The organism is Zhihengliuella halotolerans (assembly GCF_004217565.1).
Lineage (GTDB): Bacteria > Actinomycetota > Actinomycetes > Actinomycetales > Micrococcaceae > Zhihengliuella > Zhihengliuella halotolerans.
Genome location: NZ_SHLA01000001.1, coordinates 726,624 through 747,720, shown reverse-complemented (window position 1 = coordinate 747,720; position 21,097 = coordinate 726,624). Strand labels below are relative to the sequence as shown.

Here is a 21,097-nt window from a genome sequence, read left to right as displayed (position 1 = left end):
TTCGTTTACAAGACTATAACGGTCTTGGCGGTTCGACTAAATATTGGCCATTTTTTATGAGCATCTTTGCACTAGTGAGCAATCGATGAAACGACCAGTTTCGCGATGACAACCGCGAAGAACAGGATGAGGAATGCCAGGTCCAGGCGCATCCCCCCGAGGTCTAGGGGCTTGACCTTGGATCGCAGCCAGCGCATCGGCGGGTCCGTCAAGCGGTAGACGAATGATGCGACGACGAGCGCAAAGCCCGACGGGCGCCACGAGTGGGCGAACATCTGGACGACGTCGTAGACAATCCTGATCATCAACGTGACCTGAAAGACAGTCAGGACGATGTAGACCAGAGCGAGCAGTAGTTCCACGGACCGACTTTCGGGCTAGCTTTGGTTGAAGAAGGCGGACTGCTCCTCCGAGGCCTTCTTGTCCTCGCCAAGGATCTCGACGGTAGCCGGAGAGAGAAGGAACACCTTATTGGTGACGCGCTCAATGGTACCGCGCAGACCGAAGACGATGCCTGCTGAGAAGTCGACGAGTCGCTTGGCCTCAGCCTCCCCCATGTCGGTGACGTTCATGATCACCGGGATCCCGTCACGGAAGCTCTCACCGATGATCTTGGCATCGTTGTACGAGCGTGGGTGAACGGTCGTAATCTGGCGCAATTCGAAATCCTCGTCCCTCGATGAAGCCGCGCGCTTGATGGGCGTCACCGGCGCCCGGTATTCGTTGTCGGACACCTGCGTTTCGGGCTTGACCGCCGCCTGGGCGGGCTTCGCCTCCTTGGCCGGGGCCGGCTCGGCACGGCGCACGTCCTCGCGGTCTTGGCGTTCGGCCGCCTCGACACGCTGATCGTCGTCGTAGTGCTCGTCGCCGTCAGCAAGCCCCAGGTAGATCATCGTCTTGCGCAGTGCGCCAGCCATGGTCTTCTCCTTTTAGTCGTGCGCGGCCCAGCGCCTCACGTTCGCTGGCTCATCCGCTTGATTTGACGCTACCGCAACGCAGGCCGCGGCCCGAGCACATCGGAGCCAATTCGCAGGTGTGTCGCGCCGGCGGCAACGGCCGCTTCGAGGTCCTGACTCATCCCCGCCGAGACGACGACGGCTCCGGGGTGTTCACGCTGCAATGCGTGGGAGATCTCCACGAGCCGGCCGAACGCCGCGACCGGATCGCTTCCCAGCGGCGCCACAGCCATGACACCACCCAGCGTCAGCTGCTCCTCGGCCTCGATGAGGGACGCGAGCGCGGCCACGTCGGCAGGCGATGCACCCCCGCGGCCGAGCGTCGCCGCCCTGCCCTGCTCCGGCCGATCCTGCTCATCGGCGGCTGCCTGCTCCGGCGTACGCAGGTCAACTTGAACCAGGACTTCCAGGGCACCGCGGGCCGGCAGTCCGTTTTCGGCGCGCCGCTCGTGTTCGCGACGCATGGCCTTCCCGAGCGCCGCGACGAGCTGCGGCCGGTCGACGGACTGGACGACGTCGGCATACTTGACGACCGACTTGGCCTTGTTCGTCTGGAGCTGGCCGATGAAATGCCAGCGCAGTGGCAGGTCCGTGCTCTCTTCGGCCTTCGCGCCAGCCTCCTGATCGCGGTTCTCACCGACCTGCCGCACCCCCAGCGCGGCCAGATGCCGGACATCGTCGGCCGGAAAGAACTTGGTCACGACGATCAGCTCGGGTTCCTCGCTACGCCCGGCCGCCGCCGTCGCCTCCGCAATACGACGCCGGACCCGCCCGAGCCGCTCGCTCAGGTCCGCCCGCCGGGTTTCGCTCTCCTGCTCAGTCATCGTGAGTCCTTCCGCGTCTCGTCGCCCTCACCGGCGCTCCTCCAGATGATGCCAGCGATCCGCCCCGTGGCAGGGTCGCGGCGGTACGAGTAGAAACGATCGTCCTCGAGCGTGCACACGCCCGAAGCGACGACGTCGACCCCCAGCGCGCGCAGTTGCCGGGCCGCGGCCCCTGGGAGGTCGAGGCCGTCAGATCCGCCGCGCGTGGTGCTGCCGATGCCAGGCAGCAAGCGTTCAGCATCGGCCCGCATCGACGCGGGCACCTCGTAGCAGCGACCGCAGATCGACGGCCCGATCCAGGCGGTCAGGCGCGCCGGGGCAGCGCCCGCGTCCACCGCTTCGCGCAGGCGGTCGACCGTCTCGGGCAGGATCCCATCCAGCAGGCCCCGCCGCCCGGCGTGGGCGGCACCGAGGGCCACGCTCTCCCCGGATACGGCCGCGAAGACCACCGGCAGGCAGTCCGCGACCATGACGGCCAGCGGGAGGTCGGCCGCGGCCGTGACGAGCGCGTCCGCCGTGGGCCCGGGCCGCTCGGGCGTCTCGAGGCGCGCGACGACGGTCGAGTGCACTTGATCCATGAACTGCGCGGCGGCCGGGAGCCCCAACTCTGCGACCAATCGGGCGCGGCGGGCGGCAACCGTCTCCGGATCGTCGCCGACGTGCAGGGCCAGGTTGCCCTCTTCGCGCGTCGTGAATGCCACCCGGACAAGGCCGCCGTCGACGGCCTGGCTGTACTGCGGCATGGGACTCCTCGCCCTTCGAGGTTGATGGTTTCTTTAACGCCGCTGGCCGACCGGGCGGTGCCCGGCCGGCCAGCGGCAGTCCGTGCTCTTACTTCAGGAAGTCGGGCACGTCCAGATCGTCGCTCTCCGACGCACTGAGGTCCTGGTCGACGACCGTCGGCAGGTCCTCGTACTGCTGCGCGGGCCGCGCCTCGGCCTGAGCCGGCTCAGCGGCCGACTGAGCCGACGCGGGTGCCGGAGACGTGGCCGCCGGCGGGTTCAGCGGCATGGTGCCCGGTACGGACTGACCGTTCGACGACGAGTTCAGCGGCATCGTGCCCGGGACGGAGGACGCCTGACTAGCGGCCGCGGCCGGCGCGGCCTGGGCGGCCACCGTCTGCGGGTTCGCGTAGCCCTGGCTGTTCGCCGGGGCGTTCGTCACGTCCACCTGGTCGAATCCGGCGGCGATCACGGTCACCCGCGCCTCGTCTCCCAGCGCGTCGTCGATGACCGCACCGAAGATGATGTTGGCCTCCGGGTGGGCGACCTCCTGCACCAGGCGCGCCGCTTCGTTGATCTCGAAGAGGCCGAGGTCGGAACCACCCTGGATCGACAGCAGGACGCCGTGCGCCCCGTCGATCGAGGCCTCGAGCAGCGGCGAGGCGATGGCGAGTTCGGCGGCCTTGACCGCTCGATCCTCACCTCGTGCCGAACCGATGCCCATCAGCGCGGAGCCGGCGCCCTGCATGACGGACTTCACGTCGGCGAAGTCGAGGTTGATCAGGCCCGGAGTCGTGATCAGGTCCGTGATGCCCTGCACGCCGGAGAGCAGCACCTGGTCCGCCGAGCGGAACGCGTCCAGGACCGAGACGTTGCGGTCGCTGATGGAGAGCAGTCGGTCGTTGGGGATGACGATGAGCGTGTCGACCTCGTCGCGCAGGGCGTCGATTCCGGCCTCGGCCGAGGTCGCACGACGGCGACCCTCGAACGTGAACGGGCGCGTCACCACGCCGATGGTCAGCGCGCCGAGCGAACGGGCGATGCGGGCGACGACGGGCGCGCCGCCGGTACCCGTGCCGCCGCCCTCGCCTGCGGTCACGAAGACCATGTCGGCCCCGCGCAGGACCTCTTCGATCTCCTCCGCGTGGTCCTCGGCGGCCTGGCGGCCCACCTCTGGGTTGGCACCGGCGCCGAGGCCGCGGGTGAGCTCGCGGCCGACGTCGAGCTTGACGTCGGCGTCGCTCATCAGCAGCGCCTGCGCGTCGGTGTTGATCGCAATGAATTCGACGCCACGGAGGCCGACTTCGATCATCCGGTTGACGGCGTTGACGCCGCCACCGCCGATGCCGACGACCTTGATGACGGCGAGGTAATTCTGGGGAGCTGCCACGTCCTGTATCCCTTGCTCGGTGTGTGCTGTGCGGGTGTGCTGTTCGACGTTCAACCCTAACCTTGAGGTTGAGGGTTATAGTTATGTCAAGCTGCTGCTAAGTAGACGCTATGGTTCCTGCGGGCCCGAAGCAACGACCGGGGCCGCGTGTCGGAGCACTGATCTCAACGGGTTACCGGACGCTCCGGGCTGGAGACGTCGTAGACCTTCACCGCCGGCTGATTCTTAGGCGGTTCGATACCCAGCAGAGCCGTCAGGACGCTCGCCTTCTCGACGTTGTTCTCCGCACTCCCCCAGCGCACCCTCTCGCCCGTGGTCAATTCGAGCTCGACGGAGTCGATCGTCTTGGCTGTGGCGTACTTCAGCTGTGCGAGCACCTCTTCCGGCAAGGACGACAGCACCGACGTGATGGTTTCGAAGAGCTCCGGCTTCGAGCTCGACGACACCCCGGAGATGAGCGGGAGGTCGAAGTCCCCGCGGTTCTCGACGGTCTTCAGATAGCGGCCGTCCGCGGCGACCAGTTTGTACGCCCCCTTGCGTCCCGTCATGGCGACCGGCTGGTACTCGGTCACGATCACGTGCAGCGTATCGGGCGCTTCGGCCTGGATGACGACGTCCTCGACGGCACGCTGATCCTGCAGCAGCTCGAGCACCGTTCCCGGGCCCACGCGCGGCAACGGGACACCTTCGAGGGCGCGCAGGTCTTCGGCGAGGTGCTCCGAACGCGCCAGCTCGTTGCCACTGATCTCGACCCGCTCGATCGCCAGCAGCGGCGAATACAGCAGCACGCCGATGAGAACCAGCACGACGGCGAGGGTCGCGGAACCGCCGACAAGCAGCCGCTTCTTCCACACCCGACCGGGCTGCGGCGGGAATTCGACGACGTTGTGCTCGGCACCCACCGCTACCCCGCCGGCGCCGCGGTCGCGCGCAGCGAGTCGAGGATCCGAGGGCCGTACTCCGTGACGTCGCCGGCGCCGATCGTCATGACGATGTCGCCCGGTGCCGCGGCCTCGGCGAGCCGGGCGGCGGCCTCCTCCGCTGCGACGGCGCCGCCCGCCGTGTCCAGCGCGGCGGTCACCAGGGCGCTCGTCACGCCCTCAATCGGCGCTTCGCGCGCCGGGTAGATCTCGAGCACATGGGCTGAATCGGCCAGGGAGAGCGCTGCGGCGAAATCAGCGGCGAATTCCTTCGTCCGCGAGAACAGGTGCGGCTGGAAGAGAACGTGCACGCGGTGACCGTCCGCGACGGCCCGCCCCGCCCGCAGCGCCGCGGTGACCTCCGTGGGGTGGTGGGCGTAGTCGTCGTAGACGCGGACCCCGGACGCCTCCCCGCGGTACTCGAATCGCCGCGCAGCCCCCGAGAAAGCGGCGAGCCCGGCCACGGCCCGGGCCGGCTCCATGCCGAGTTCTGCGCCGACCGCGAAGGCCGCGGCGGCGTTGAGCAGGTTGTGGTCGCCCGGGACGGCCAGGTCCATCCGAGCGGATCCACCGTCGCCGAAGTGGAGGTCGCAGCCGTAGCGCAGCCCCTCGGCGTGGGCGTCCGCGAGCCGGAAGTCCGCGCCGGAGGCGAAGCCGTACGTCTGCACGCGGACATCGGGACGTTCGCGGCGCACGCGGGCGGCGAGGGCCGCGGCGCCGTCGTCGTCGGCACAGGCGATGAGTAGCCCGCCGACGGGCAGGAGGGAGACGAAGCGGTAGAAACTCTCGTGCACGGCCTCGGCCGTGCCGTAGTGGTCGAGGTGGTCGGCCTCGACATTCGTGACGACGGCGACGTCCGGTGCGTAGTTCATGAACGAGCCGTCGGACTCGTCGGCCTCGGCGACGAAGATTCGGCCATCGCCGAGCTCGGCGTTCACGCCGAGGCCTCCGACGTTCGCGCCGATCGCGAACGACGGCGCCATACCGGCCTCGCGCAGCATGACGGCGACGAGCGACGTCGTCGTGGTCTTGCCGTGAGTTCCGGCGACGGTGACGACCCGGTGACCCTCCATCGTCGCGGCGAGGCCCTCTGATCGGTGCAGGATCCGCACGCCGCGGCGCACGGCCTCGTCGTACTCGGGATTGCCGGCCTTGATGATCGAGGATGCGACGACGGTGTCGACGTCGCCGAGGTTCTCGGCCGCGTACCCGACGTGCACGCGCGCGCCGCCGCCGGCGAGCTCGCGCAGAACCGGCAGCTCCTTCGCATCCGTGCCCGAAATCGTGGCACCACGTGCCTGCATCAGGCGCGCCACCGCGGAAACCCCGACCCCGCCGAGGCCCAGGAAGTGCACGCGCCCGAGATCCTCGAGACGGCGTGGCTGTTCAACGTTCTGCGTCATCGCGTCCTTCTCTTCTTCCCTGATCTCCACCATCGTCACTCCCGCGCTCAGGCGCCCGCGGCCGCTTCGAGGACGAGCTGCGCCACGGATTCCGCAGCGTCGCGCCGGCCGTGTCCCGCGGCGGCCCGCCCCATCTGCTCGAGCCGGTCGGCATCCGCGAGTAGCTCCAGCACGGTTTCGCGCACGTAGTCCGCCGTGAAGTCCGCGTTGTCGACCATGATCGCACCACCGGCGTCGACGAGCGGACGCCCGTTGTGGCGCTGCTCTCCATTGCCGATGGGCAGCGGGACCAGGACCGCGGGCAGACCGACGGCCGCCAGCTCGCACACGGTACCGGCGCCGGAACGACAGACCATGAGGTCGGCCGCCGCGTAGGCGCGCTCCATGCCGTCCACGTATTCGACCTGCACATAGCCCGGCGCTGTCAACGGGGCGCCGTCGGCGCCGCGAATCTGCTTGTCTCGGCCGGTGACATGCAGGACCTGGATCGCCGGTTCGGCATTTCCGATGGCCTCGAGCGCGCCGACGAGAGCCTGGTTCAGCGAGACCGCGCCCGAGGATCCGCCCGTCACGACCAGAGTCGTCGCCTCCGGGTCGAGGCCGAGGGAGAGCCGGGCCTCCCGCCGCGCAGCGTCGCGGTCGAGCCGCGCGATTTCGCGTCGCATCGGCATCCCCACGACCTGCGCGTTGCGCAGGTTGGTGCCCGCGAACGCCGCGGCCACGCGGGCCGCGAACCGGGCGCCGACCTTGTTGGCCAGACCGGCGCGGGCGTTGGCCTCATGGATGACGACGGGGACTCCGCGCCGTCTGGCCGCGAGGTAAACCGGCGTGCACACGTACCCGCCCACGCCCACGACGACGTCGGCACCGGCCGCATCGATGATCTCGCCGGCATGCCGCACGGCCCGGGCGAACCGGAACGGCAGCTTCAGGAGCGCCATCGACGGGCGGCGCGGCATCGGGACGCGCTCGATGGTTTCGAGCGTGTAGCCGGCAGCGGGCACGAGACGCGTCTCCATGCCGGAGGCCGTGCCCACGGTGGTGATCCTCGTCGTCGGGTCGGCGTCAGAAAGGGCGCCCGCGATCGCAAGCAGGGGCGAGATGTGGCCGGCGGTGCCGCCGCCGGCCAGGACTACCGAAATGGCGTTCATGCGCTCTGGTGTGTCTTTCGTCGTGTCGTGCTCGGGGGTTCGTTGTTCGCGCTCTGCCGTGCGAAGGCCAGCACCACGCCGACTGCGCAGAGGCAGATGACGAGCGCGTTGCCGCCGTAGGAGATGAAGGGAAGGGGAATGCCGATCACCGGCAGCAGGCCGGTGACCATGCCCATGTTGATGAAGGCCTGCCCGATGAACCACGCCATGATACCGCCGGTGGCGACGCGAACGAACGTGTCATGGCTTTGGAAAGCCACCCGGTACATCGCGATGGCCATCACCGCGAAGAGCACGACGATCACCAGGGCTCCCACGAGCCCGAGCTCCTCGCCGATGATCGCCAGAATGTAGTCGGTCTGCGCCTCGGGCAGGTAGTTCCACTTCTGCCGGGACTGGCCGAGGCCCACGCCCCACCAGCCGCCGGAGGCGAGCGCATAGAAACCGTGCATCGGCTGATAGCAGGCGCTGTTGCCTTCGCAGTCGATCTGAAGCCACGCGTTGAGCCGGCCCATGCGGTTGTCGGAGAAGGCGAAGACGGCGATGACGCCGACGATGCCGGCCAGGCCGCCCAGGACGAAGATGCGCTTGGGCGCCCCGCCCAGGAAGAGAAGCGTGGCCACAATGAGTACGAACACGAGCAGGGTGCCGACGTCGTGCCCGAGCAGGACGAACAACAGGATGAGCGCCGCTCCGGGGAAGACGACCGGGACGAGCGCGTGTTTCCAGTCGCCGACGAGCCGGGACTTCGTGGCGAGTACATGGGCGCCCCAGATCGCCATCGCGAGCTTGGCCGACTCGGCGGGCTGCGCGCGGATACCGCCGAGTTCGATCCAGTTGCGGTTGCCGTTGACCGTCACGCCGAGGGGTGTGAGTACGAGGAGCAGCAGGACGAGGGCAAGACCCAGCAGCGGCCAGGCCGCGCGTCGGTACAAGCGAACGGGCATCCGGGCGAGGACGAGCATCAGGGCGATGCCGACGAGGGCGAAGACGCCCTGGCGAATGAACAGGCCGTAGGAGCTGGACTCCTTGGAGATCGCGGAGACCGACGAGGAAGAGAGGACCATGAGCAGTCCGATTGCGGTCAGCGCGAGCGAACTGCCCAGGATCATGTAGTAGCCGGTGTTGCGCCCGCCACCCTCTTGGCCTTCGATCAGGCCCCAGAAGCGCGTGAGGCCGCCGGCACGTCGGGTCTTCACGTGGGGTTCCTCCGACTCCGCCTCGTGGCCCCCGTCAGGACGCGGGCCGTTCCATCAAACCACGCACCGCCTCGATGAAAGCGTTGCCCCGCTGCGCATAGGACGCGAACTGGTCCATCGACGCGGCGGCCGGTGCCATGAGGACCGTGTCCCCGGGCTGCGCCGCTTCGGCGGCGAGTTCAACGGCCTGGGCCATGACTCGCACCCCGGAGCCGGTGCTCGCATCGGACGGTCCTGCACCACCAGTGTCTCTCACGGAGGCCGGCAATACGGGAACATCGGGAGCGTGTTCTCGCAGCGCCGCCTCGAGATCATCGGTATTCGCGCCGATCAGCACGACGGCGCGCAGGCGGTCCGCGTGCTCGGCGACGAGCGCGTCGTACTCGACGCCCTTGGACAGGCCCCCGGCGATCCAGACCACGGAGCGGAAGGAGCCCAGGGACGCTGCCGCGGCGTGCGGGTTGGTCGCTTTGGAGTCGTTGATCCAGAGGATGTCGTCGCGGCGGGCCACGGCCTGGATCCGATGGTCTCCGGGTTGGTAGGCCCGCAAGCCGTCGCGGACGGCGTCGGCCGGCACTCCGTAGGCGCGGACGAGTGCGGCTGCGGCCAGCGCATTGGCGACGTTGTGTCGTGCGGCGACCTCGCCGACGTCGTCGATGGTCGCGAGCTCGATGGCGGAGTTCGCCCGATCCTCGAGGTACGCGCGGTCCACGAGCAGCCCCTCGGCGAGCCCGACCATGCTGCGCGCCGGCACGCCCGTGGTGAAGCCGATGGCCCGGCAGCCCTCGACGACGTCGGCGTCCTCGACCATCCGCATGGTCACGGGCGCGTCGGCGTTGAAGACGGCGGCGACGCGCGTGCGCTCGTAGATCCTGGCCTTCGCGGCCTGGTACTCCTCGAACGAGCCGTGCCAGTCGACGTGGTCCTCGGCGATGTTCAGGACGGCGGAGGCCAGCGGCGACATCGTGTAGGTGTAGTGCAGCTGGAAGCTGGAGAGCTCCACGACGAGCACGTCGAAACCCTGCGGGTCGCGGATCGCGTCGAGGATCGGCGTTCCGACATTGCCGACGGCCAGCGCGCGCAGGCCCGCGGCCCGCAGCATCGACTCGGCCATCGAGACCGTCGTCGTCTTCCCGTTGGTCCCCGTCAGCACGAGCCACTCGGCGGTCCGGCGGCCTTCGCGCTCGCGCACCCTCCAGGCGAGCTCGACGTCGCCCCAGACGGGAATCCCGGCGTCCGTCGCGGCGGCGATGAGCGGCTGACGCGGGTTCCACCCCGGCGACGTCACGACGAGCTCGGGCGCCTCACCGTCGATGAGCGGCAGCTGGTCCTGCTGGCCGGCGCCGAGCAGGATGTCGGCGGCGCCGACGATGCGCAGGGTGTCGGCCCGCTGGCGGTTCTCCTCCGAATCGTTGCCGTCGACGACGACGACGCGCGCGCCGAGTTCGATGAGCGTGTCGGCAGCGGAGAACCCGCTGAGACCCAGCCCGGTCACCACGACGCGCAGGCCGGACCAGTCGGCGTCCCAGCCGTTGAGTCGGTTCGGGTCCGCCATCTAGAGTCCCACCACCCATTCGGCGTAGAAGATGCCCAGGCCCGCGGCGACGAAGAGTCCGGCGAGGATCCAGAAGCGGACGACGACGGTGACCTCCGCCCAGCCCTTGAGCTCGAAGTGGTGCTGCAGCGGCGCCATCAGGAAGACGCGCTTGCCGCCGGAGAGCTTGAAGTAGCCGACCTGGATGATGACCGAGAGCGTGATGAGCACGAACAGTCCGGCCAGGACGACCAGCAGCAACTCGGTGCGCGAGAGGATCGCGAACGCGGCGAGGGCGCCGCCGATGGCGAGCGAGCCGGTGTCGCCCATGAAGATGTGGGCCGGCGACGTGTTCCACCAGAGGAAGCCGATGAGCGCGCCGCACAGGATCGCGCCGAGCAGGGCCAGATCCATCGGGTCGCGGACCTCGTAGCAGACCGAGCCGATCGCCCGGGAGGAGCCGCAGGACTGGTTGTACTGCCAGATGCCCATGAGCGTGTACGCGCCGAAGACCATGATGGACGCGCCGGCGGCCAGACCGTCGAGCCCGTCGGTGACGTTGACGCCGTTGGTGGTGGCGGTGACGATGAGGTTCGACCAGATGACGAAGAGGATCGCGCCGATGATCGGTCCGAAGAACGCGAAATCGAGCCACGGGATGTCGCGGATGAAGGAGATCTGGGTCGACGCCGGGGTCAGCCCCTTCTCGTTGGGGAACTGCAGGGCGAGCAGGGCGAAGCCGATGCCGACGACGGCCTGTCCCAGGATCTTCTCCCACGCGCGCAGGCCGAGACTGCGCTGCTTGGAGATCTTGATGAAATCGTCGACGAACCCGACGAGTCCCATACCGACCATGAGGAACATCAGCAGCAGGCCCGACGTCGTCGGCCCCGTCGCGTGATCACTCGTGAGGGCGCGGATCCCGTGGGTGATGAAGTACGAGAGCACGACGGCGAGCACGATCATCGCCCCGCCCATCGTCGGTGTGCCGCGCTTGGTGTGGTGCGACGTCGGGCCGTCGTCGCGCACGAACTGGCCGTACCGCTTGTAGACCAGCAGTTTGATCAGCAGCGGTGTGCCGACGAACGTGAGAATCAAGGCCAGGCTGGCGCCCATCAGCAGTGCGATCATCGAATGGTCTCCTCTGGGGCGGTGGCTGCGGTCGCCGATTGTGCGATGCGGTCACCCAGGTGCCGCAGTCCGGCCGAATTGGATGATTTGAACAAGACGATATCTCCGCTGGCGAGCTGTTCGGCGAGCAGCACCTCGGCTTCCTCGACCGTCTCGACGTAGTGGGCCTCGTCTCCCCAGCTGCCCTCGAGCACCGCGGAGTTGTAGGCGGGTTTGGCCTCCGAACCCACGACGACGAGCTTCTTGATGTTCAGGCGCACGGCCTGACGGCCGAGAATGTCGTGCTCGAGCACCGAGTCTTCGCCGAGTTCCAGCATGGGGCCGATGACGGCCCACGTCCTGCGGGCTGTGCCGGTGTCGTCGGGCACTCCGAGCTCCGCGAGGGTCTGGAGTGCGGCGCGCATCGACTCAGGGTTGGCGTTGTAGGCGTCGTTGATGACGCTCACGCCGTCGGCGCGTTCGGTGCGCTCCATGCGCCAGCGGCTGCGTGGCCCGCGCCCGGCGAGCTGCGCGACGATCGTCTCGGCGTCTACCCCGATCGCGTAGGCAGCAGCAGCGGCGGCCAGGACGTTGTAGACGTGGTGGCGGCCGATGAGGCCGCTCGCGAGCGGGAACGCGCGGCCGTCAGGGAAAACGATGTCGAACGCCGGCTGACCGGCCGCGGTGACCTCGACGTTGCGCGCGGTGACGATGTCGATGCCGTCGACGGATTCCGCGTCGATGCCGAAGCCGATGACCTTTGCCGCAGTGCGCTCGCGCATGCGGGCGACCCGCGCGTCGTCGAGGTTGATGATCGCGGTGCCGTCGGCGCCGAGTGCCTCGACAAGTTCGCCTTTGGCCTGTTCGATGTTCTCGACGCCGCCGAACTCGCCAGCGTGGGCGCTGCCGACGCAGAGGACGACCCCGGTGTCCGGGTGCACCATGTCCGTGAGGTAGGTGATGTGCCCGACGCCGGTCGCGCCCATCTCGATCACGAGGTTTCTGGTGTCCTCTGTCGCGCGGAAGACCGTCAGCGGCACCCCGACTTCGCCGTTGTAGGAGCCGATCGGGGCGACCGTCTCCCCCGTCGTCTCGAGGATCGACGCGAGCAGGTCCTTCGTCGTCGTCTTGCCGGCGGAACCGGTGATGCCGACGACGCGTGCGCCGCGGGCCTTGAGCCGGGCCACCAGGTGGGCGGCGATGGCCCCCATCGCCTCCACGGCGTCGTCGACGATCACGGCGGGGTGCTCTTTGCCGTCGGCGTCACGGGTCGTGCGCTCGGTCAGAGCCAGGACCGCGCCGGCGGCGAAGGCCGCGTCGAGGAAGTGGTGGCCGTCGGAGAACTCTCCGGGCTTGGCGACGAAAAGCCACCCCGGCTGGATCTCCCGCGAGTCCGTATCGACGCCGAGGATGCGCGTCTCAGCGGCGGCGGACGCGCTCAGGCGACCGCCGGTGATCTCGGCGATCTGGGCAGTGTTGAGTTCAATCATGGCTATGAGGACTTTACTCCCTCGGGGGACGGACCCCGGAACTGGTCTGGTGTGGTGCCGCTCTCGATGCGCTCGGGGACGAGCACGTCGTAGCCGGCGTCAGCCAGCGCCCGACGCAGTTCTACCCGGTCATCGAGCGCGTGGTCGACGCCGGCGATCTCCTGGACCGTCTCGTGTCCGCGGCCCGCGATGAGGATCGTGTCCTGGGGGCGCGCCAGGCGCACGGCCTCCGCGATCGCGTCCGCCCGAGGGGCGGACTCCACGACCTCGGCGGCCAGCCCCTCCGCGCGGACGGCGTCCCTGGCGCCGGCGATCACGGCGGCTCTGATTCCGGAGGCCTCCTCGCCGTGCGGGTCATCGTCCGTGACGACGACGACGTCGCCGTGCCGTGCGGCGACAGCGCCCATGATGGGGCGTTTGGTCGCATCGCGGTCCCCCGTGGCCCCGAAGACGACGATGACGCGCCCGTCGCCCGACGCCGGCCGCACGGCGTCGATGGCGCGCTCGAGGGCGTCTGCGTTGTGGGCGAAGTCGACGACGGCGGCGGGCCGGGTGGCGATGACCTGCATCCGGCCGGGGACCTCGACGGTGAGCGGGTCGCCGGCCTCGAGGGCCTCCTGCAAGGTGGGGATCTCCACGCCGGAGGCCGCGAGCATCACCACGGCCAAAGCGGCATTGGAGACGTTGAAGAGCCCTGGCAGCCCGGTGCCAGCACGCAGGGTCGCTCCGTCGGGACCGTGCAGGTCGAAGGCATGGCCCAGCCCGTCCGGGCGGACGTTCTCGACGCGCCAGTCCGCGTCCGTGCCGCCGGCCGTGGCCAGGCTCAGCGTCGGAGCGCCGGCCGCCCTGCGCTCGGCGGCGAGTCGGGCTCCCCACTCGTCGTCCACGGTGACGACGGCGTGCCGGCTCGTGGCGGCGTTGAAGAGGCCGGCTTTCGAGGCGAAGTAGTCCTCCATCGTCCCGTGCAGGTCGAGGTGGTCCTGGGTCAGATTCGTGAACCCGGCGACCAGATACATCAAGCCCGCGACGCGCTCGAAGTCCAGAGAGTGCGAGGAGACCTCCATCGCGGCTGCGGTGATCCCGGATTCGCGCATCCGGGCCATCAGCGCGTGCAGCTGCGGGGCTTCGGGCGTCGTGAGCACGGACGGGATGGGCGTCGTGCCGGCGACGATCTCGATGGTGCCGATCAGCCCCGTCTGGTGGCCGAGAGCACGCAGCAGTGAGCGCAGGAAGTAGGTCGTGGTCGTCTTGCCGTTGGTGCCGGTCACTCCGAACAGAGCGGGGGCCTCCGCGCGCGTCCCGTAGACACGGGCGGCGACGGCGCCGATCACGGGGCGCACCGCCGTCGTCCTGAGCACGGGCAGGCCCGCCTCGGCGGCGAGGACCGCACCGGCGTCGTCCGTCAGAATCGCGGCGGCACCATTTGCGGCTGCCTGCGCGGAGAAACGGGCCCCGTGCACGCGCGCGCCGGGAAGCGCCACGTACAGGTCGCCGGGCAGTACGGCGCGCGAGTCGAGGCAGACGCCCGTCACCGCAACTCCGGCGACGTCGTCGACGATCATCCCCGCGGCGGCGGCGATCTCCGCGAGCGCGACTGGCTCCTGGTGGGCCGGGCGGAATGGCCGCTCGGCCTCCTGCTGGTCGGTCCCCACGCCTTACTCCCAGCCGTATTTCTGCCGGTCTCCGACGAAGACGTTGTACGGGTCGGGCTTGCCGTCCGACGGCGGGACTTCATAGGTGTTCAGGGTCTGCTCCATGATGGTCTTAAAGGTATCGGTGACGTGCCAGTCCCTCCAGTTGCCCTTGGGCCGGTGCATCGAGACGGCGACGACGTACTGCGGGTCCTCGAGCGGCGCGACACCGGCGAACGAGCTCGTGTGGCCGTCGTAGCCGCCCGACGGGCCGGCCGCCTGGCCGGTGCCCGTCTTGCCGCCGACGCGATAGCCATCGATCTTGGCACCCTGGGCCGTGCCCGACTCGACGACGGTCTCCATCATGCGCAGCATGGTGTCCGAGGTCTCCTCGGAGACGACGCGTTCCGGCTTGTTCTCGGGGACCGGGTGCTCCGTCCCGTCGGCATCGATGTACGAATCGATGAGCTGCGGTTCGATCATCAGGCCGCCGTTGGCGATCCCCTGGAACTGCATCGCGGTGTGCAGCACCGTCTGCGTGTACGCCTGGCCGAACATCGTCGTGAACTGCTGGCGTCGATCCCAGACCGAGGGCTCCGCGAAGATGCCGGGGCTCACCGGCAGCCCGATGTCGATCGTGTCGCCGATGCCGAACTTCCGGAAGAAATCGTAGCGGTCCTCGTTGGAGAGGCGTTCGCCGATCATCACCGTGCCGGTGTTGTAGGAACGGGCGAAGATGCCGGCAGCCGTCATCGGGTAGGTGGCGTGCTTGAGCGAGTCGTTGATCTTCTCGTTCTGGGTCGTGTAGGAGTTGGCGACCTTGAACTCCTCCAGCGGCGAGACGACGCCGGCGTCGAGCGCGGCGGCGAACGTCGCGAGCTTCCCCGTGGACCCCGGCTCGAAAGCCTGCGTCAGCGCGGTGGAGGTGCGGTACTTCGCGTCGCTGGCGGCGGGATCGTTCGGGTCGACGGAGTGCGAGTCCGCGATCGCGAGGATTTTCCCGGACTTGATGTCGATGACGACGGCGACCACGAAATCGGGGTTGAACTGCTCCTGCTTGGCCATCACCGCGTTCTGGGCGGCCCACTGGATATCGCTGTTGAGGGCCAGCTTCACGTCCTGGCCGTCGATCGCGGGCGTCTCCGAATAGGCCGCCGTCGGGATGCGCACGCCGTCGGCTCCGACCTCGAAGGTGCGCTCGCCCGGAGTGCCCGCGAGGTGCTCCTCCTGACTCAATTCGAGCCCCTCGGCGCCCTTGTCCTGGCCTGCCTTGCTCTGTTCGGCCGCACTCAGGAAGCCGAGCAGCGGGCCGGCGACGGAGCCGTTGGGGTACTGTCGATCGCTGCGCTGCTCAGTGACCAAGCCCGGGATTCCCAGCTCGACCACCGCGTTCCTGACCTCGGGGGTCACGCCCTTCGCGACCACCGAGTAGCGCTTGGGCTTCTCGGGGTCCTCCGGCACGAGCGAGGCGGTGAGAGTCTCTTCGCTCACGCCGACGATACCGCTGAGGGCCTCGATGGTCTCCGCCATCGTGACGTCCTCGCGATCCCCGGTCTCCGGATTCCGGCGCTGGAACTCGTCCTCGTACCATTTCTGGTCGACGACGAGGTCGTAGCGAATCACGGAGGTGGCGAGCACCCGTCCCTCGGAGTCGACGATGTCACCGCGCGTCGGCGCGATGAGTGCGGTGCGGGTCCGGTTGTTCGTCGCTTCCTGGGCGATTGCCTCGGGGTCTAGCCCCTGGACGAAGAAGAGCCGGCCGGTCAGCAGGAGCAGCAATACGAGGCACGCAGTGAGGCCGACGCGGAGGCGACGATGCGCCACGGTCTCGTCGGTTTGACCTTTCAGGCCGTTGCGCCCGACGCGCCCCGTTCCATACTTTCTCCCCGCCATGGCTGCTGTTCCCGCCTTCTCTTGTCGTCTTCCGCGCGCTGAGCCGCCTCTACTCCCCGGACTGCAGAGACGGGGCCGGAATGGTTCCGCCGTTGAGCTCCGCCTCTGAGAATTCCGGGCGTTCCCCGTCAGCTGTTGCTGGAGCCCCGCCGCCGGCGTTTCCAGCGGATGCCTGCTTGTCGTCGGCCTGAGTCTGCGGAGCCGCTGCCTGCTGCGCCGGCTCGTCGACCTTCTTCGCAGGCGTTTCGGCTGCCTTCTGCTCGCCGCCGGCGGCGCCCGCGGATTCGGGTTTCTTCGCCACCGGTGCCTCGATCGGCGCCGGCGGCTTGTTCACGAGTGACGTTACTGCGTCCCCCTTCTCGGCCGGCGTAGCGACACCTGAGACTTCTCTGGTCTCGATATTGACGGACGCCACGTGTCCGGACGGAACCATACCGAGGTCGGCGGCCTTCGCCGCCACATTCTGGGGGGCTTCGAGGTACTGCACCTTCTGGTTCAGGGCCTCGTTCTCCTGCGTCAGGGTACGTTCGGTCGAGCGCAGCTTGACGAGTTCGTACTGGCCGCTGGAGACCTGGATGTTCAGCAGCAGCACGGAGGTCAGGGCCGCCACGAGGAACGTCACGCAGAGAATAAGGAACGGGAGGCGCCGGCTTTTGTCGCCGGCCGGAACGATCGAAAGCGCGGTGCGACGGCGCCCCTCGCCTTCGGTCGGCTTTGGCGCCGGCGGCGCCGCTTCCGGAACGAGCACGCGCGCGGTCGCACCATCGACGCTTCCGGCGTAGTTCGGTGCGGAGTTCATGCTGACCCGGGTGCTGGAGGCCCGCCCGTCACGGCGGATGGTGGCTGGTGCGCGCATGTCCATCAGTCCTTCATGATCCGTTCGACCGCGCGCAGCTTGGCTGAGGCTGCGCGCGGATTTTCTGCGATTTCGTCCGCGGTCGGCTTCTCGGTGCCCTTGGTGAGGGTCCTGAAGCGGGGTTTGTGTTCCTCGAGCTCGACGGGGAACCCGACGGGCGCGGAGGAGGTGGATCCGGTCTGGAAGAACCGTTTGGTGATCTTGTCCTCGAGCGAGTGGTAGCTCATCACGACGACGCGGCCGCCCATCGACGTCACCGACATCGCGGCCGGGAGCGCCCGCTCGAGGACGTCCAGCTCCTCGTTGACGGCGATGCGCAGCGCCTGGAACGTCCGCTTGGCCGGGTGCCCGGCAGTACGGGCCGCGCCGGCGGGGACCACCGTCCGGATGACCTCGACGAGTCGTCCCGTGGTCTCCAGCGGTTGCTCGTCTCGTGCACGGACGATGGCCGAGGCGATGCGCCCCGCGAACTTGTCTTCACCCCACGTGCGGATGATCCGTGCCAGCTCGCCGTGGGTGGCGCTGTTCACGACGTCGGCGGCGGTCTGCCCCCGGGACGTATCCATGCGCATGTCGAGGGGGGCGTCGTACGAGTAGGCGAATCCGCGTTCGCGCTCGTCGAGCTGCAGGGAGGAGACGCCGAGGTCGAAGAGGACCCCGTCGACGACCGCGAATCCCAGGTCGCGGACGACCTCGGCGATCTCGTCGTAGACGGCGTGCACGAGTTCGGTCCGCTCGGCGTACTTTCCCAGCCTCGCGCCGGCGAGGGCCAGCGCCTGCTCGTCGCGATCGAGCCCGACGAGGTGAACATCCTCGAAGCGCTCCAACAGAGCTTCGGAGTGCCCACCCATGCCGAGCGTGCAGTCAACGACGACGGGCGTGCGTCCCGCGCTTCGAGCCGCCTCGATTCCGGGGGCCAACAGGTTCAGGCACCTGTCGAGGAGGACGGGCACGTGCCGCTCATGGGTGGGCTTGGGTCCAGCCTCGGATGGCGAGGACGCGCCACGCGACTCCGCGCGCTCTGCGTCTTCTTCAGCCATCGCCGGCCCCTCTCAGCTCGGGTGTATGTGTGCGGGCCGAAGCCCTCGTGTCCAGCTACTTCCGGGAGCACTCTGCGCCCCGGTGTTGTCCAATCGTTTGCCGTCGGCCTTGGGTCAGATCCCCCACCGCTCCGGTTCCTCCGCCTGACTCCGGGGAAGGTGAGTCAGGTGGTGGACCGGGCGGGGAGAGATCTGGCTCAAGCCCGCCTTTCCGCATTCTCGGACGCCGTTTCGGCGGCCTAGAAGATTCCCGGGAGAACCTCCTCGTCGGTCTCGGAGAACGTCGTCTCCTTCTCTTCGAGGTATGCACCCCACGCCGCGCTGTCCCAGATTTCTGCTCTGGTTCCAGCGCCGATGACGGTGACCTCACGGTCCAGGCCGGCGTAGGCGCGTAGTGAGGACGGAATCGTGACCCGCCCTTGCTTGTCGGGCACCTCGTCCGAGGCCCCCGAGAGGAACACGCGGATGTAGTCGCGCGCCTGGCGAGAAGACAACGGCGCCTGCCGCATCTGCTCGTGTACGCGTTCGAACTCCCGCTGACTGAAGACGTAGATGCACCGCTCCTGGCCCCGCGTCAGAACCAACCCGTTGCCGAGCTCGTCCCGATACTTCGCGGGGAGGATCAGACGCCCCTTCTCGTCGAGACGCGGCGTGTGTGTCCCGAGGAACATACGCACCGCCTTCCCGGCAGAAAGTGCCTCCTTGGCGGATCCACCCCTCCACTGCCCTCTACTGGCCCCCACTTTACTCCACCTTCTACCACTGTCAATGACATCCTGCCGTTTTAGGCTCATCGGGCATGAAGAGGAACCCCGGAATCATGCGGATTCCGGAGGGTGGCGCAAAGTGGAGGACAAATTGGCAGGAAACACCCAGCATCAAGATCGACTCAAGGGAAATCACCCGTTAAACACGAAAACCCGCCGAATCCGGCGGGTTGTGGTGCGAAGTGGAGGGGCGGGTGGGCGGTCGTGGAGGAATCTGGAGCACGTCCAACGGGCACACGAGTCAGCGGCGCGTCGCACCTGCCATCGGCGCGACGCCTACGCCGTAGGGTCCCTCTTTAGAGGTCCTGGTCGCGGCGGCGCTCATCCCACTTGGCTTCGAGGTCAGCCATGAAGTTGCTCGTGCCTTTGCCCGGCCCATTCTTTGTCGGCTTGTCGCTTCCGGCGCTACCGCGCTTGGAGAGCCCGAAGTAGACGCCGATGCACATCAGGGCGAAACCCAGTACGCCGACGATGATGAGCTGACTCGAGATGCCCACGAGAAGCGCGATGACGCCGGCGACGCCGATCAGCGCACCAATCACAATGTTGCGCGTCGAGTAGCCGCCCCCGGACTTCATGGTGGACGCAAATCGCTGATCCTGGTGCAGCTGCTTCTCCAGCTGCTCCAAGAGGCGCTGTTCGTGATCGGAAAGCGGCATTGTCCTTCCCCATTTCTTTCTGTCACTCGTCCGATGCCGGCGGTCTCCGGCAACGGATCGATGACCTCACACACTACGTACATATTTCAACGTCGCGAACTCCGGACTTGTTCCGTCGAAATATCCAGTTTGTTCCGTACCTACAGAGCCCCGCGTCGCAGCCAGTCGACCCGAATCCGCGCGCCTCATCTCGGGGCGCGGAGATTCGCGCCTAGCGCTCGACCTCGCCGACTATGTACATATTCCAAGGATACTGGTGCAACTGCTTTGAGGGTAGTCAGCCCGGCATCAATCGCTCTCGGTTCCGGGTGCGCGGCGTCCGCCGCCGGACGGGGGTTCCAACAGGGTCGCCGGCTTGATGCCGGAATCAGCGAATCGGTCCCGAATCCGGTCCATCGCGGCCTCGGCCAGCTCCCAGTTGGCGTCGGCTCGGTCGAAGCTGAACTGGACCCCGGCCCCCGTCGTCAACTGCTCGGCCCGCAGGCCGACGAGGCGGATAGAATCCCCGTCCTGCCGGAGGGCCTCGAAGAGACCGGTAGCCGCTTCTGCCAGCGCGACCGCGGACGACGACGGCTGCGGCAGTCGCCGACTGCGGCTCACCGTCCTGAAATCGTCGTAGCGGACCTTGATCGCCACGGTTTGGGCCTGCTTGCCCGACCGTCGCATCCGCTCGGCGACGCGGTAGGCCAGGCGCAGGAACTCGGCATGCAGCACCTCGACATCCCGGACGTCGGATGCGAAGGTCTCCTCCGCCCCGATGCTCTTCTCCTCCCTGACCGGTTCGACGGAGCGCTCGTCGCGCCCCCACGCGAGCTCGTAGAGTCGGGCGCCGGTGCTCCCGAGAAGCTTGGTCAGCGTGGCGGGCGGAGTCTGGGCAATGTCGCGCACCGTGTGGATCCCCGCCCTGTCCAGCGATTCCTCCGTCCGGCGCCCGACGCCCCACAACGCGGACACCGGCAGCGTGTGCAAAAAAGCCACGGTCTCGTCGGGGCGGATCACGAGCATCCCGTCAGGTTTGGCCCGTGTGGAAGCGATCTTGGCAACGAACATGTTCTTCGCGACGCCTACGCTCGCAGGCAGCCGCAATTCTGTGCGGATCTGCTCGCGGAGGCGTTGACCGATCTGCGGCGGGGAACCCAGCCGGCGCAGGCTGCCCGTCACGTCGAGGAACGCCTCGTCGACCGAGAGCTGCTGCACGGCAGGGGTGACATCGCGAAATATCTTCATGATCTGTCGCGAGACGAGCTGGTAGCGCTCCTGCCGCGGCGCGATGACGGTGGCCCGCGGAGCGAGTCGCATTGCCGTCGCCATGGGCATGGCCGAACGTACGCCGAGCGCCCTGCACTCGTATGAGGCCGAGAGCACCACCGAACGGCCCTCCGGGTTTCCGACGATCACCTGTTCGCCCTCCAGCTCCGGGCGCTCCAGCAGTTCCACGGACACGAAGAACGCGTCCATGTCGACGTGCAGGATTGCCCGTGGGCGAGCAGACTCATTCATGGTCAACAGCCTATAAAGTGGAAGGGACCCCGCGGCGGTGCCGCGGCCCACA

Annotated in this window: 19 protein-coding genes; all 19 read right to left on the bottom strand. The window is 68.2% G+C overall.

The window, feature by feature from the left end:
• Positions 1-71: 71 nt before the first annotated feature.
• Entirely contained in the window at positions 72-362 is a 291-nt protein-coding gene (locus tag EV380_RS03320; RefSeq protein WP_102161620.1) for a YggT family protein, read from the bottom strand.
• Positions 363-377: 15 nt separating this feature from the next.
• Positions 378-917: a cell division protein SepF gene (locus EV380_RS03315; protein ID WP_102161623.1), complete on the bottom strand. Its 540-nt coding sequence runs from the start codon at positions 915-917 to the stop codon at positions 378-380.
• A 68-nt stretch (positions 918-985) separates the two neighbouring features.
• Positions 986-1,780, bottom strand: coding sequence for a YggS family pyridoxal phosphate enzyme (locus tag EV380_RS03310; RefSeq protein WP_130449334.1), 795 nt, complete (start codon positions 1,778-1,780; stop codon positions 986-988).
• A complete protein-coding gene (gene pgeF, locus EV380_RS03305) occupies positions 1,777-2,523 on the bottom strand; it encodes a peptidoglycan editing factor PgeF (RefSeq protein WP_130449332.1) in 747 nt (248 codons plus the stop codon). The genes EV380_RS03310 and pgeF overlap by 4 nt, the downstream gene beginning before the upstream one ends.
• A gap of 88 nt (positions 2,524-2,611) precedes the next feature.
• Positions 2,612-3,892: a cell division protein FtsZ gene (gene ftsZ, locus EV380_RS03300; RefSeq protein ID WP_102161629.1), complete on the bottom strand. Its 1,281-nt coding sequence runs from the start codon at positions 3,890-3,892 to the stop codon at positions 2,612-2,614.
• A 164-nt stretch (positions 3,893-4,056) separates the two neighbouring features.
• Positions 4,057-4,794, bottom strand: a complete 738-nt coding sequence (locus EV380_RS03295) for a cell division protein FtsQ/DivIB (RefSeq protein ID WP_130449330.1) — start codon at positions 4,792-4,794, stop codon at positions 4,057-4,059.
• A 2-nt stretch (positions 4,795-4,796) separates the two neighbouring features.
• Positions 4,797-6,215 (bottom strand): UDP-N-acetylmuramate--L-alanine ligase, encoded by a 1,419-nt coding sequence (murC, locus tag EV380_RS03290; protein WP_130449328.1) that lies wholly within the window; start codon positions 6,213-6,215, stop codon positions 4,797-4,799.
• Between the two features lie 47 nt (positions 6,216-6,262).
• Positions 6,263-7,366, bottom strand: a complete 1,104-nt coding sequence (gene murG, locus EV380_RS03285) for an undecaprenyldiphospho-muramoylpentapeptide beta-N-acetylglucosaminyltransferase (RefSeq protein WP_130449326.1) — start codon at positions 7,364-7,366, stop codon at positions 6,263-6,265.
• Entirely contained in the window at positions 7,363-8,565 is a 1,203-nt protein-coding gene (ftsW, locus tag EV380_RS03280; protein WP_130449324.1) for a putative lipid II flippase FtsW, read from the bottom strand. Before ftsW ends, murG begins: the two co-directional genes overlap by 4 nt.
• 34 nt (positions 8,566-8,599) lie before the next feature.
• A complete protein-coding gene (gene murD / locus EV380_RS03275; RefSeq protein ID WP_102161638.1) occupies positions 8,600-10,120 on the bottom strand; it encodes a UDP-N-acetylmuramoyl-L-alanine--D-glutamate ligase in 1,521 nt (506 codons plus the stop codon).
• Positions 10,121-11,230, bottom strand: a complete 1,110-nt coding sequence (gene mraY, locus EV380_RS03270; RefSeq protein ID WP_102161640.1) for a phospho-N-acetylmuramoyl-pentapeptide-transferase — start codon at positions 11,228-11,230, stop codon at positions 10,121-10,123.
• The gene (locus EV380_RS03265; RefSeq protein ID WP_130449322.1) at positions 11,227-12,699 is read right to left on the bottom strand and encodes a UDP-N-acetylmuramoyl-tripeptide--D-alanyl-D-alanine ligase; all 1,473 of its coding nucleotides are present in this window, start codon (positions 12,697-12,699) and stop codon (positions 11,227-11,229) included. Before EV380_RS03265 ends, mraY begins: the two co-directional genes overlap by 4 nt.
• Positions 12,700-12,701: 2 nt before the next feature.
• Positions 12,702-14,351, bottom strand: coding sequence for a UDP-N-acetylmuramoyl-L-alanyl-D-glutamate--2,6-diaminopimelate ligase (locus EV380_RS03260; protein ID WP_242607488.1), 1,650 nt, complete (start codon positions 14,349-14,351; stop codon positions 12,702-12,704).
• Between the two features lie 3 nt (positions 14,352-14,354).
• On the bottom strand, positions 14,355-16,223 hold the full coding sequence (locus EV380_RS03255; RefSeq protein WP_130449320.1) for a peptidoglycan D,D-transpeptidase FtsI family protein: 1,869 nt from the start codon (positions 16,221-16,223) through the stop codon (positions 14,355-14,357).
• Positions 16,224-16,272: 49 nt separating this feature from the next.
• A complete protein-coding gene (gene ftsL, locus EV380_RS03250) occupies positions 16,273-17,079 on the bottom strand; it encodes a cell division protein FtsL (RefSeq protein ID WP_130449318.1) in 807 nt (268 codons plus the stop codon).
• 5 nt (positions 17,080-17,084) lie between these two features.
• Positions 17,085-18,119, bottom strand: coding sequence for a 16S rRNA (cytosine(1402)-N(4))-methyltransferase RsmH (gene rsmH, locus EV380_RS03245; RefSeq protein WP_130449316.1), 1,035 nt, complete (start codon positions 18,117-18,119; stop codon positions 17,085-17,087).
• A gap of 239 nt (positions 18,120-18,358) precedes the next feature.
• Entirely contained in the window at positions 18,359-18,790 is a 432-nt protein-coding gene (gene mraZ, locus EV380_RS03240) for a division/cell wall cluster transcriptional repressor MraZ (RefSeq protein ID WP_102161653.1), read from the bottom strand.
• Positions 18,791-19,182: 392 nt separating this feature from the next.
• Entirely contained in the window at positions 19,183-19,545 is a 363-nt protein-coding gene (locus tag EV380_RS03235) for a DUF3040 domain-containing protein (RefSeq protein ID WP_102161655.1), read from the bottom strand.
• 288 nt (positions 19,546-19,833) lie between these two features.
• On the bottom strand, positions 19,834-21,045 hold the full coding sequence (gene dinB / locus EV380_RS03230) for a DNA polymerase IV (protein ID WP_130449314.1): 1,212 nt from the start codon (positions 21,043-21,045) through the stop codon (positions 19,834-19,836).
• Positions 21,046-21,097: the final 52 nt, after the last annotated feature.

Excerpts from the sequence above, each read along its gene's own strand:
- EV380_RS03315 (WP_102161623.1), bottom strand. The coding sequence starts at position 917 with ATGGCTGGCGCACTGCGCAAGACGATGATCTACCTGGGGCTTGCTGAC.
- EV380_RS03310 (WP_130449334.1), bottom strand. The coding sequence starts at position 1,780 with ATGACTGAGCAGGAGAGCGAAACCCGGCGGGCGGACCTGAGCGAGCGG.
- pgeF (WP_130449332.1), bottom strand. The coding sequence starts at position 2,523 with ATGCCGCAGTACAGCCAGGCCGTCGACGGCGGCCTTGTCCGGGTGGCA.
- murC (WP_130449328.1), bottom strand. The coding sequence starts at position 6,215 with ATGACGCAGAACGTTGAACAGCCACGCCGTCTCGAGGATCTCGGGCGC.
- murG (WP_130449326.1), bottom strand. The coding sequence starts at position 7,366 with ATGAACGCCATTTCGGTAGTCCTGGCCGGCGGCGGCACCGCCGGCCAC.
- murD (WP_102161638.1), bottom strand. The coding sequence starts at position 10,120 with ATGGCGGACCCGAACCGACTCAACGGCTGGGACGCCGACTGGTCCGGC.
- mraY (WP_102161640.1), bottom strand. The coding sequence starts at position 11,230 with ATGATCGCACTGCTGATGGGCGCCAGCCTGGCCTTGATTCTCACGTTC.
- EV380_RS03265 (WP_130449322.1), bottom strand. The coding sequence starts at position 12,699 with ATGATTGAACTCAACACTGCCCAGATCGCCGAGATCACCGGCGGTCGC.
- EV380_RS03255 (WP_130449320.1), bottom strand. The coding sequence starts at position 16,223 with ATGGCGGGGAGAAAGTATGGAACGGGGCGCGTCGGGCGCAACGGCCTG.
- ftsL (WP_130449318.1), bottom strand. The coding sequence starts at position 17,079 with ATGCGCGCACCAGCCACCATCCGCCGTGACGGGCGGGCCTCCAGCACC.
- rsmH (WP_130449316.1), bottom strand. The coding sequence starts at position 18,119 with ATGGCTGAAGAAGACGCAGAGCGCGCGGAGTCGCGTGGCGCGTCCTCG.
- mraZ (WP_102161653.1), bottom strand. The coding sequence starts at position 18,790 with ATGTTCCTCGGGACACACACGCCGCGTCTCGACGAGAAGGGGCGTCTG.
- EV380_RS03235 (WP_102161655.1), bottom strand. The coding sequence starts at position 19,545 with ATGCCGCTTTCCGATCACGAACAGCGCCTCTTGGAGCAGCTGGAGAAG.
- dinB (WP_130449314.1), bottom strand. The coding sequence starts at position 21,045 with ATGAATGAGTCTGCTCGCCCACGGGCAATCCTGCACGTCGACATGGAC.